Annotated in this window: 9 protein-coding genes and 2 pseudogenes; 2 read left to right on the top strand and 9 right to left on the bottom strand. The window is 62.9% G+C overall.

The window, feature by feature from the left end:
• Positions 1–60: 60 nt before the first annotated feature.
• The 6 genes from FJ951_RS15945 to FJ951_RS15970 form a co-directional block, all read right to left on the bottom strand.
• Complete coding sequence (locus FJ951_RS15945; protein WP_140515857.1) at positions 61–1557, bottom strand: sugar ABC transporter ATP-binding protein; 1497 nt, start codon at positions 1555–1557, stop codon at positions 61–63.
• Positions 1557–2606, bottom strand: coding sequence for a hypothetical protein (locus tag FJ951_RS15950; RefSeq protein ID WP_140515859.1), 1050 nt, complete (start codon positions 2604–2606; stop codon positions 1557–1559). Before FJ951_RS15950 ends, FJ951_RS15945 begins: the two co-directional genes overlap by 1 nt.
• Positions 2603–4726, bottom strand: a complete 2124-nt coding sequence (locus tag FJ951_RS15955; RefSeq protein WP_140515861.1) for an SMP-30/gluconolactonase/LRE family protein — start codon at positions 4724–4726, stop codon at positions 2603–2605. The genes FJ951_RS15950 and FJ951_RS15955 overlap by 4 nt, the downstream gene beginning before the upstream one ends.
• Positions 4727–4985: 259 nt before the next feature.
• On the bottom strand, positions 4986–6011 hold the full coding sequence (locus FJ951_RS15960) for a sugar ABC transporter substrate-binding protein (protein ID WP_140499876.1): 1026 nt from the start codon (positions 6009–6011) through the stop codon (positions 4986–4988).
• 118 nt (positions 6012–6129) lie between these two features.
• On the bottom strand, positions 6130–7116 hold the full coding sequence (locus FJ951_RS15965) for an ABC transporter permease (protein WP_140515863.1): 987 nt from the start codon (positions 7114–7116) through the stop codon (positions 6130–6132).
• 271 nt (positions 7117–7387) lie between these two features.
• Positions 7388–8821, bottom strand: a complete 1434-nt coding sequence (locus FJ951_RS15970) for a DHA2 family efflux MFS transporter permease subunit (protein ID WP_140515865.1) — start codon at positions 8819–8821, stop codon at positions 7388–7390.
• A 37-nt stretch (positions 8822–8858) separates the two neighbouring features.
• On the opposite strand from FJ951_RS15970, the pseudogene FJ951_RS15975 reads away from it, so the two are divergent.
• Both FJ951_RS15975 and FJ951_RS15980 read left to right on the top strand, forming a co-directional pair.
• A pseudogene (locus FJ951_RS15975) lies at positions 8859–9086 on the top strand (ornithine cyclodeaminase family protein); the annotation flags it as partial.
• Positions 9086–9520 (top strand): annotated as a pseudogene (locus tag FJ951_RS15980) (aromatic amino acid lyase); the annotation flags it as partial. The pseudogenes FJ951_RS15975 and FJ951_RS15980, both read left to right, overlap by 1 nt.
• On the opposite strand, the gene FJ951_RS15985 reads toward FJ951_RS15980, so the two are convergent.
• The 3 genes from FJ951_RS15985 to FJ951_RS15995 are packed head-to-tail and all read right to left on the bottom strand — an operon-like array spanning position 9485 to position 11756.
• Positions 9485–10285, bottom strand: coding sequence for a 3-methyl-2-oxobutanoate hydroxymethyltransferase (locus FJ951_RS15985; protein WP_140515867.1), 801 nt, complete (start codon positions 10283–10285; stop codon positions 9485–9487). The pseudogene FJ951_RS15980 and the gene FJ951_RS15985 sit on opposite strands and share 36 nt — an antisense overlap.
• Before the next feature lie 48 nt (positions 10286–10333).
• Positions 10334–10645 carry a MocE family 2Fe-2S type ferredoxin gene (locus tag FJ951_RS15990; protein ID WP_140515869.1) on the bottom strand — a complete coding sequence of 104 codons (312 nt, stop codon included), beginning with the start codon at positions 10643–10645 and terminating at the stop codon, positions 10334–10336.
• Positions 10646–10673: 28 nt separating this feature from the next.
• Complete coding sequence (locus FJ951_RS15995) at positions 10674–11756, bottom strand: fatty acid desaturase family protein (protein WP_140516296.1); 1083 nt, start codon at positions 11754–11756, stop codon at positions 10674–10676.
• Positions 11757–11826: the final 70 nt, after the last annotated feature.

Consider the following 11826-nt stretch of genomic DNA (forward strand, 5'->3'; position numbering starts at 1 on the left):
TCGAGATTCAAGTCAAGCTGGCGTTTGCAGGCCGGCCTCACCTGAATACCGACACACTCTCTAATGCACCGCCGCATACATAATCTTCTCCTCCGTCGCCTCGGCCGGCGAAAACTCCTCGACGATACGGCCCTGGCGGCAGACCAGGATCCGGTCGGACAGGTTCATGATCTCCGGCAGGTAGGACGAGATGACGACGACGGCCAGACCCTCGTCGGCCAGCCGGTTGATGATCTGGTGGATCTCGGCGATGGCGCCGACATCGACGCCGCGCGTCGGCTCGTCGAAGATGACCACGCGCGGCTTCTGCACCAGCCCCTTGCCGATCACCACCTTCTGCTGGTTGCCGCCGGAAAGCTCGACCACGCGCGCATTGTCGTTGATCGCCCTGATGTTCAGCGTCTTGGTCCATTCGGCGGAGAGCGCGCGCATCTCCTGCTGATTGATCACCCAGCCTTTTTCGCGGCCGGCCGCCAGCAGCCCGCCGAACAGGTTCTCGGCAATGCCCATCGTCTCGAAAATGCCTTCGCTCTTGCGATCCTCCGTGACGTAGACGATGCCGTCGGCCACCGCTTCGCTCGGCACGAGATAGCGCACCGGCCTGTCGTCCAGCTCGATCGCCCCGCCGCGCAGGAAATCGCGTTTGTAGATGCCGGACACGATTTTGAACGTCTCGGTACGGCCGGAGCCGATCAGCCCGAAGACGCCGGTGATCTGGCCTTCGAAGATCGAGAACGAATTGTTGCGCACGACATTGCTCATTGAGATGTCCTGCACCGACAGAACTTTCTTGCCCGCCTTGCGCAGCCTGGCCTCGTCTCGCTGGCGATAGATCTGCCCGGACAGCATGCGCCCGACCATGGCGGCAACGATCCGGTCGCGATCGAAGGCCGACGTGTCGTCGGTGATGACCAACTCGCCGTCGCGCAGGATGGTGATGCGGTCGGCAATCAGCAGCGCCTCTTCCAGCGCATGGCTGATGAAGACGATGGAGACGCCGCGCGCCTTGAGCCGCCGGATCAGCGCGAAGAAGTGCCGCTTTTCCTCCGGCGTCAACGTCGCGGTCGGCTCGTCGAAGATGATGATCTCGGCATTGTGGTGCACGGCGCGCGCGATCTCGACCATCTGGCGCTTGGCCGCGCCAAGCGTCGCCACCATGGCGTTCGGGTCGACCGGAAAATTCAGCGACTGCAGGAACTGCTGCGCGGAAATGTAGGTGCCGCGCAGCCGGTTGAGGAATTTCTCGGTGCCGAGATAAAGATTCTGCGCCACCGTCATCGACGGCACCAGGCTGGTCTCCTGGAACACCATTGCGATGCCCGCCTCGAGCGCCGCATGCGGCGAGGCGTAAGCGATCTCGCGTCCCTTGTGGAACATCTTGCCCGAACTGGCGTCGACCACTCCGGCGATGATCTTGGTCAGCGTCGACTTGCCGGCGCCGTTTTCGCCGAGCAGCGCGTGGATCTCGCCCTTGCGCAATTCGAAGCTGACATTCTTGACCGCGGGCACGCCGCGATAATTTTTGGTGACATTCTCCAGGCGCACGATTGGTTCCATCAAAACCCCCCGGCATCGACAGCCAACACGCAGTCGCCGCCCTTCGAGGCGACGAACAGTTCGCCATCTTTTTCAACCACGCTGCAAATGCCGTGACGTATGCCGTTGGCGCGGCTGTGCAGGCTGAACCGAGGCTGCATGTTCTGGTCGAGCCTGACCACCAGACCGTAGGAGCGGCTCGGCGACCAGGGCTTGTGGATGCCCATCGTGCGGATGCCGCCGCATTGCAGCGGTTGGAGGAAGCTGCGGCTTGAGGCCAGAGCCGGTGCGATCCAATAGGCCGGCGGCACCTGCTCGATCATGTCCTGACGGTAATGCGTCTCCTGCAGCACGAATTCGATCAGCCGGTTGCGCGGCGCAAACAGGGTCAGCCAGGCGCCGCCATCGGCTGCCGGCGACAGCCGCGCGGGATAGCCGGGCAGATGGGTCAACACCGTCGAGCGGCTGCCGCTTGCCGCCTCGAAGCGGATGAGCTGATGGCGCCAGCTCTCGCTCACCAGCACATCCCTGCCGATGGGATGGAGCCCATAGGGAAAGGCGATGGCGCCGGCCACCTTGCGGAAGGTCCCGCCTGCCGCATCCTGCTTCCAAAGCGATCCGGACGCGCCTTTCTTCATCAGGTCGGCCGCCCATTGTGATGGTGCGAATTCGGCCGAACCATTGGCCAGCCACAGAGCGCCGTCACCGGCATAGGCGAGCGCGGTGATGCAGCTGACACCAGCCGGTCGCGAAACATCCCTACCGCCGACCAGGAGCTTGCCGCTTTCCAATCCGACCGTCAGCTCACCCGATGGCGAGAACGCCAGCGCGGTAACGGTGGACGCAAAGGTCTCGACCAACTTGGGCGCGGTACCGGCGGCAATCGAATAGACGGCGTTGCCGCTGGAAGCGAGCAGCTTGTCGCCAGCACTCAGCAGGTTGTCCGGCTCGGTCAGTTCGGCAAACGCCGGCGCATCGTCAAGCTGCGTGTTGGGTCGGAAAGCGCCATCCAGCGGCGGGATCGTCACCGCCTTGCCGCGAAATAAATCCAGGATGGGATCGAGGATCATCGCTTTGCTCCCCAATAGGAAGCCGGGCTGGTCCAATTCGGGTCGGCGCCAGCAATCTTGTAGCGGCCGATGCGGTTGTTGAGGATGCCGCCGACGAAGAGATATCCCTTGTGCTCGCGCATCGAGGTGACCATCGGATGCGCGCCGCCCGAGAGGTCGCCCATCGCTTCGACGATCTCGCCCTCCTCCGTGAATTTCACCACGCCCCCGGTGTTGATGTTGGGGAACAGCCATTCGTCCTGCGGCAGCCGGCGTGTCATGCGCTTGCGCATGTCGGGATGGCGCAGCGACAGGTCGAAGCTCGGGGTGCGCATGCCGAGCCACGCCATCCAGTAATTGCCGTCGGAAGCGCGGTTGATGTTGTCGGGGTAGCCCGGCATGTCCCGGATGACGCATTCGGCGGTGCCGGCCTTCGGCCCTTCCAGCCAGTAGCGATGCACACGGCAGGCCCAGCTCTCGGCGAAGAACAGCGACTTGCCATCATGCGCCATGCACACGCCGTTGGTGTAGCGGTAGCCGTCGAGCAGCGTCCTGGTCGATCCGTCCTTCGGATCATAGACCAGCAGGCGGCCGGTGGCGCGGTTCTCGATCGAATCCAGCGCCCAGTCATGCGCGTCGTAGCGCTTGGTCGAGTCGGTGAAATAGATGCGGCCGTCCGGTGCTATGTCGCAGTCGTTGGGATCGCGCAGCCGTGCGTCGTCGACGACCGATGTCCAGGAGCGCGACGTTTCGGCCGACAGGCGTTTGACCTCACGATCGGGCGAGACGGAATAGAGCCCCATGGCGCCGACACAACTGATCAGATTGCCTGATTTGTCGAAGGCAAGGCCGAGCGGAAAGCCGCCGATATGAGCGAACACTTCCGACTTCACATAGCCCGGCGCGAAGAAGCGGACGATCTCGCCATGGCGCGTGCCGCAATAGAGGTGGTCGTCACGGTCGAGAATGACATCTTCCGGTCCCTCCAGTTCGCCGAGCCCGATATGGTCGGCGCCCGACAGCCTGTCGTCGAGTTCGTAGGATGTGCCGGAGCCGGGCGCCGCCGACTGCGTCTCGCCCATCCTGAGATAGACCGGCGCGACATAGACCTCGTTCAGCACCTTGTGGCGGTTCTTCAGCCAGCGGATGTCGATCGTCACCGCCACTGCCAGCATGATGCCCAGCACCATCTGGTTGGTGCCGGTGCCGTAGCCCAGCCTGATCAGGCCGTTGGTCATGGTCAAAACGATGATGGCGCCCATCAGCCCCTTGATCACCGAGCCGCGCCCGCCTCCGAGGCTGACACCGCCGACCACCGCCGCGGTCAGCGCCATGATCTCGAGGTTGAGGCCGGTGCCCGGCCCTGCTCCGCTCAGCCGGCAAGCTATGAGGAAGCCGCCGATCGAGGCGCAGAAGCCTGAGAAGACATAAGTCATGAACACGGTGCGGCGCACACGGATGCCGGCATTGTGGGCAGAGCGCCGGGAGCCGCCAACCGCCAGCACATGCCAGCCGGGCCGCGAGCGCGTCAGCGCGATATGAGTGACGATGGCGAGGATAATGGCCAACCACACCGAGACCGACAGGCCCCAGAAGGTGCCGTCGCCGATGAAGTCGAGCACATCGGAGGTGGCTTGGGACAGCTGCACATCGGCGGCATAGGTGGTGACCAGGATGTCGAACAGCGCCCGCCCGAAAATGAAGGTCACCAGCGTGGTGAGGAAGGCGCGCAGCCTGAGGTATCCGACGAGATAGCCGTTGACGGCGCCGAAGACGAGGCCGGCGGCAAGCGAAGCGGCCAGCGCCAGCCAGATCGACTGTTCGAGGATGAAGAAGACATAGACGGCCGAAAAGCAGGACAGCGCAAAGATCGAGCCGACCGACAGGTCGATGCCGCCGCCAAGCATCACCACCGTCATGCCGGTGACGACCATCGAGAATTCACCGAGCTGGCGGGTCGATTCCTGCAGCGAGGTCAGTTTGAAGAAGCCCGGAATGATCGAACCGAACACGCCGAGTGTCGCCACCAGTGCCAGGAAGGGAATGGCATTGTCGGTCCAGCGCTTGGTCAGTATCTCGCCGACCAGATGGTCGGGCACGAGATTGTAGCGCCAGGCCTGGAGGCGTTCGCGAAAGGACATCAGGTCACTGCTATTGCGAGAGAAGAGAAAAAGGTGGCCGGGTAATCGCTCCGGAGCAATTCTCAACTTCGCCGCTGCCCCTCATCCGCCTGCCGGCACCTTCTCCCCGTGAAGAACGGGGAGAAGGGATAAGCTCCAGCGTCGACACCCCCTCTCCCCGTTTTCACGAAGAGAGGGTAAGGTGAGGGGCAGCGCCGAGGTTGGAGATTGTCCACGTACAACCCGGCCGCCATGTTGATATCAGGCGTAAACTCGCGACCTACTTCGCCGCAGCTTCCGCTTGCAGCGCTTTCAGGTCCCAGCAGCTGTCGGGCTTGAGGTCGGCCTTGGTCGTCGCCTTCTCCAGCGTGTAGATGTAGGTGTGCGACGTGCCGGCCGGCTGGCCGCTCTGCAGCAGGAACTTTATGATGGCGTTCATGTCCCCCGACTGCCGGGCAAGGTCGGTCATGACAACCGCGCCATAAGTGCCGTCCTGCAGCTTGTCGCAGTCGGCCGCCTTTTCGCCGCCTCCGGTGGTGACCAGGAAAACCTTGCCCTCGAGCTTGGCATCACGGATCGCGGCCGACGCGCCAGTAGCATCACCATCCCAGAAGTCGATGATCGAGCAGATGTCGGGGTTCTGCTGCAGCATCGTCGTCGTGACATTGCGCGAGGTGGTCGCATCCCAGTTGGAGTCGGGCTTGGCCACGACCTGAAACTCGGGATGCTTTTCCAGTACCTTCATGATGCCGGCGTACTGATAAAGGCTGGAGGAGTTCGCTTGATCGCCCTGCACAAGGCCGATCTTTTTGGACGAGTTCTCGCCGCAGCCCTTGATCGCGGCTTCCGCCTCGAGTTGGCCGAGCCGGTCCCAATCGCTGCCGACAAAGGCATCGGCCGGGAAATTGGCGGGATTGTCGACCAGGATCACGTAGGTGCCGGCTGCCTGCGCCTTCTTCATCAGCTTGGAGTAGGAATTGAGGTCGGGCGCGTGGATGATCAGCACGTCAGGCCTGGTGTCGGAGGAGATGGCATCGGTGATCGCCTGCGCGCCGGCATCGACGACCCAGTTCGGATCGCGCGTCTCGAACGTGCCGCCCCAGGCCTCGACTTCGGTCTTCAAATAGTGCGCCCAGCCCTGCGCCAGGTCGAAGCCCATCGCCAGCGGCACCAGCATGACGCGTTTGCCCTTGAGTGCCTGCGCATAGGCAGCGGGGCCCGGATCGTCGGCAGCGAAGCTCGGCGCCACGAACGCGGTGACCGCAAGCGCCGTCGCGGCGGCCATCAATGTTTTGATCAGTTTCATGTCACATCCTCTGGTTGGTCGTTGTTATTTACGGCCGGCCCCAACCGTCCGCTTTGGTCTAGTCTTCCTGTTTGAGCATGATCTTTTCCGAAAAGTTCCCACTTTTCGGGATCATGCTCTAGATGTCGCCCTGCTGCGCCGTCTGTTCGTCACGCGGATTGATGATGCCGTCGACGATGATGGCACCGAGCAGGATCGCCGCCTTGATCAGGTTTTGGTAGAGCAGCGGAATGTCGATGATGGTCATCGCATTGAGCAGGATGCCGATCAGCGCCGCTCCGACCAGCACGTTTCGCACCCCGCCTCGTCCGCCCGAAAGCCCGATGCCGCCGATCACCGCCACCAGCACGATGTCGTAGAGCAGCGTCGAGTTGACGACGCGGGTGTTGATCGAATGCAGGCTGGCCGCTGTCAGCAGGCCGGCGATCAGCGCGACGAAGGCGGAAAGCACATAGCGCAGCACCAGCATCGGCCGCACTGGAATACCGATGTTGCGCGCGGCGACCGGATTATCGCCGGCGAAATAGATGTAGCGGCCCCATTTGGTGTAGCGCAGGAACAGGAAGAACAGGAAAGCCAGTGCAGCGAAGACGAACACCTCGATGGGAATGTCGAGGAAGCGCAGGCCGCCAAGCAGTTCCACCCAATGGCCCTGCGGCACCGGAACCGCATCCTGCGTGATCAGTTGCGAGCGCACATAGCCGAAGACGAAGGAGCCGGTGGCAAGCGTCACGAAGATCGCCGGCACGTCGGCGTAAGCGACGAGAAAGCCGTTGAGCAGGCCGATGGCGAGCACGCTGGCCAGCACATAGGCGAAGGCGAGCCCGTCAGGCGTTCCTGAATTCATCAACTGCAGATACCAGGCGACCGACATCGCCATGATCGCCACCGCCGAGAGGTCGATGCCACGGCCAATGATGACGACCGCCATGCCCAATGCCAATATGCCCAGTACCGAAACCGAACGAACGATGGCAACGAGATTGTTCGGAGCGATGAAGCCCGGCAGGCCTATGGCCGCGGCAATGAACAGCATCACCGCTATGGCAAAGACAATACCTTCCTGGTTCAGGCTCTTGAAACTCGGCCGACCGATCGCGTTCATTGTCTGTCTTCACCCCGGCGGCAGCGCTGCCGCCCCTGGGAAGAAAGCTAATCGGCTCAACGTCGGTTCGTCAAATGAATCCGCGTTCAAAACACGGACTGCCGACGAGACTCGCGATGTGGACGCATTGATTGCTGATGCTGGCGCAATGCCTGGAAACTTCAGCACTTTTGGCAATTGTTTGCGCCATCCCTGCGTCTTGCGCAAGCACGACACCAAGGCGCAAGGCGAAGATGGAATTTAACCCTGCGGTGGATGGGAAAATTCGATTTCAGTTCCCGGCCATGTGGCCGGAAACCTCGGCGCCGGCGGTCCTCGGCAACACCAGGAAACGGAACGACGCCACCAGCCCGATAACGCCGATCACCAGAAAGGTGACTCGAAAATCGACGAGGTCCAGCGCCGGCTGGGCCCTGGTGATCTGCGACAGGTTGAGGATCGCCGCAGCTATCGCCACACCGAACAGCATTGCCACCTGCTGCAGCATCGAGGACAGCGTCGCCGCCGAGCTGCGCTGCGCCGCGGCGACATCGGCGAAGGCCAGCGTGTTCAGCGCCGTGAACTGCATGGAACGCGACAGGCCGGCGATCAGCATCAGCCCCACCACGAGCGCCTGCGGCGTCTGCGGCGAGATCGCCGCGCAGGCCATGATCGATGCGGACGCAATGACGCCGTTGACGACCATCACCGAACGAAAGCCGAAGTGGCGCAGCATCGGCGTCGTCACCGTCTTCATCCCGAGATTGCCGAGGAAATAGGCCAGGATCATCATGCCGGCATCGACCGGGCTCATGCCAAAGCCGACCTGGAACAAAAGCGGCAGCAGGAACGGCGTGGCGTTGATCGCGACGCGGAATATGGTGCCGGCCGCAAGCGTCGAGATGGCGAAGGTCAGCACCTTGAACGAGGACAGGTCGAGCAGCGCATGGGGCGCGCGCCGGAGATGCCGCACCGCCAACCAGCCGATGACGATCCCTGCCGCGACCAGCAGCACCGTCGGCAGCACGCCGTCGTCGGGATGCGCGATACGCTCGAGGCCGCAGAGAAGGCAAGCAAGTCCCGCCGATGTCAGGAAGAAACCCGGCCAGTCGAGTGGCTTGGGATCGGCTTCACGGTCACCGGGGATGAAGCGGGCGACCAGCGCCAGCCCGATCAGCCCAAGCGGGATGTTGATGAAGAAATTCCAGTGCCAGGAGAGATAGGTGGTGATGAAACCGCCAAGCACCGGACCAACGACAGGCGCGAACAGCGCCGGCCAGGTGATGAGCGCGGTTGCGTTGAGCAGTTCCGATTTTGACGCGTTGCGCAGCACCAGGATGCGGCCGACCGGCGTCATCAATGCGCTGCCCAGCCCTTGCGCGGCGCGCGCCGCGACGAACTCGGTGAGATTCTCGGAGAAGCCGCAGGCGAGCGAAGCCAGCGTGAACAGTGCGATCGCCATCAGGAAGATGTTGCGCGCGCCGAACCGGTCGGCGAGCCAGCCCGACGCCGGCACGAACACCGCCATGGTCAGCATATAGATGGTGATGCCGATGCTCATCGCCACCGCCGGCACGCCGAAGGAGGCGCCCATCTGCGGCAGCGACGTCGAGATGATCGTCGAATCCAAGAGCTGCATGAAGAAGGCAATGGCGACGATCAGCGCCACACGCCGCGAACTGCTGGCTGGGTCGGCTAAAACGTCAGTCTCGGGGATGGCAGTCATGACGGACCGCTTTGAACAGCATTTGGCCGGCGGCGTCCAGATCCGTGACCATTCGCGCCGGCCGGAAAAGCCGCGACGGCTTTGCCGCCAGGCTCTCCACCGATCTCGGCAAGCCGGTCAAGGCTGTGGCCGACTGGCAAAGTTGCGTCGAGGCGCCGACATCGTCGTCGAGGCCTCGCGGCTGCCGGAACCGCAGCCGCTGCTGAAGACCGAGTGGATCAAGCGTGGCACGCTGGTCGTGCCCTATGGCACGATGAGCGCGGTCCGAAATACCTGTCGCCGGTCGGCGGCGCATCGGCCGGCTTCGTGCCGCTGCAGAAGACGGTAACATCGATCCTGGCCGCCATCCGCCACAAGGCCAATCCGGTGATGCTCGATTTCCTGCCCGTCTCCGAGGGCGTCGAGGACCATGCCACGCAGACGCCGCTGGCCGTTTCGAAATGCGCCGCCATGATCGCACTGTGGCGCCGGTTGATCGCCTTCGAACTGATGGCGGCCGCCCAGGCCGTCGACCTGCGCGACGGGCAGACGCTGGCGCCGCGCATGGCCGCTATCCATAAGGCGATACGCGCGCTGGTGCCGGCGCTGAAGGAGGATCGGCCGCTCGGCATCGAAGCCGAAGCGCTTCATGCCGCGCTTGTCGATGGGAATTGGCAGCCGATCTTAGCCCAGGCCGACCTTGTCGAGGAACAGACGTAGCTCGGCCGGGTCCATGTGCACCACATGCCTGTCCTCGGGATAGACGCCGCTGTTGACGTCGGCGACATATTCGGAGAATGCGGCCACCCGCTCCGCCTGCAACCGATCATATTCAGCGGCGAAGTTGCGATAGACCTTGGAGTGTCGTGGCATGTGGCCCCGATTCTGCCCGAGGATATCTTCGGCGAACAGATATTGCGCGTCGCAACCGGTGCCCGCGCCCATCGACAGCATGATCAGCGAGGTACGCTCGGAGATCGCCTTGGCGACCTCGACCGGCACCACTTCGATTTCGGCGCCGATCGCGCCGGCGGCCTCGAGCTGTTTCACCGCTTCGAACACCTGCATGGCGGTGTCGGCGGTCTTGCCGACCGCCTTGAAGCCGCCGGTCCATGTCGCGCGGGATGGAATGAGGCCGACATGGCCGATGACGGGGATGGCATCGTCCGCCATCCGCTTTATGGTGGCGTAGCCCGCGCTGCAATAGACCGCGTCGGCGCCGGCCTTGTAGAGCCGGAAAGCCCAACGCAGGAAATCATCCGATGTGCCGATTTCGTAGAAATTGTCTCCCGGCATGGTGAACAGGCTCGGTGCCGCATCGCGGTATTGCGGGTTGAGCACGAGTTCCGGCGGCACGGAGACGATATCGACCCCTGCCCGCTCGGCAGCTTCCGCCTCGTCCAGGGTCAGCACGCGCAGCATGGTCAGCTGACGCTTGCCTTTCATGGCGCGCAGGTCGGCAACGGTCGGTCTCTTTCGGCTCATAAACGTCCCTCTTTTGCTTGCCGCGGTGCCGGATCGGTTTGCCGCGCTTTAGATCTCGATCATCACCTTGCCAGCTTCGATCTTCACCGGATAGGTCGCAAGATTGACGCAGACCGGCGCGCCCTTGGCCTGGCCGGTCTTATAGTTGAAGCGGCCATTGTGCTTTGGACATTCGATGATGTCGTCCATCACCAGCCCGTCGGCGAGATGTGCCTTCTCATGCGTGCAGAAACCGTCGGTGGCGAAGAATTCATTGTCCGGGGAGCGATAGATCGCGAAGGTTCGGCCACCGTGGTCGAAGCGGATGACATCCTCTTCCTCGACATCGTCCACCGCACACGCTTCAATCCAATCGACCATCTCTGTCTCCCGCAACCATTCGCGATCCTTATTCAGCCGCCGCCGACATGTCGAACTCATGGAATTCGCCGCGATAGGGCCTGGCCGTCGGCGGCAGCTCGCGCTTGAGGTAGTAGTCCTCGTATTTCAGCTGCCTGAGCAAGACCGGCCAGACCTCGCGATAGGCATGCCACATCGACGGGTTCGGCACGGGCAGGTCGTGCTTGATCAGCTCATGCAGCCTGGGCAGCGCATGATAGGGCACCATCGGGAACATGTGGTGCTCCACATGATAGTTCATGTTCCAGTAGATGAACCGGCTGATCGGGTTCATGTAAACGGTGCGCGTGTTGAGCCGGTGGTCGACGACATTGTCGGCCAGCCCGATATGCTGCAGCAGGCCGGTGGTCACCATGTGCCAGGTGCCGTAGAGGCGCGGCAAACCAATCAGCACCACCGGTATCCATGACCTGAGGACGACCGCGACAGCGATCGTCGCAATGTACACGGCAACATGCCACCGCGCGGCCGTCACGGCCTTTGCCCATTCCATTTCCGGAACATAGCTCTTCTCCTCGTCGGACAGCTTGCCGAACGCCTGACGCACGAGCGTCGGCAGCGAATAGCGGAAATCGAGGATGCCGGTGAAGGCCAGCGCCGCCTTCAACAGGTCCGGCGGCCGCATGACGGCGATCTCGGCGTCGCGGCCGACGATGATGGTGTCGGTGTGGTGGCGGGCATGGCTCCAGCGCCATTGCACTGGATTGCGCATCAGCATGAAGGAGGCGATGTGGTACACGACATCATTCATCCAGCGCGTGCGGAAGGCCGTGCCATGGCCGCATTCGTGCCAGCGCGAGTCACTCGACGAGCCGTATAGCACGCCGTAGACGAACAGGAACGGCACCACCCACCATGAGCCCCAGAACCAGATAATGCCGGCGGCCGAGCCCAGGATCGCAACAATCCAGATGATGGTGTCGCGGATCGCCGGCCCGTCGGAACGCTGCATCAGCTCCTTCATCACCTTGCGGGGGACATCGGTGTGGTACCATTCGGCGGAGGCCAGGCCGGTCTCGATCGCGGCCCTGGTGCTTTCACCGACCAGGCTGTAATCCCGCTTTTTTGCCATCGTCTTCACACGGGCCTCCAAACTTCTCGCACCGCTCGCAATCCGGCCCGCCGGCCGGAGGGCTTGCTTT

It is taken from the genome of Mesorhizobium sp. B2-2-3, from assembly GCF_006442405.1.
GTDB lineage: Bacteria > Pseudomonadota > Alphaproteobacteria > Rhizobiales > Rhizobiaceae > Mesorhizobium.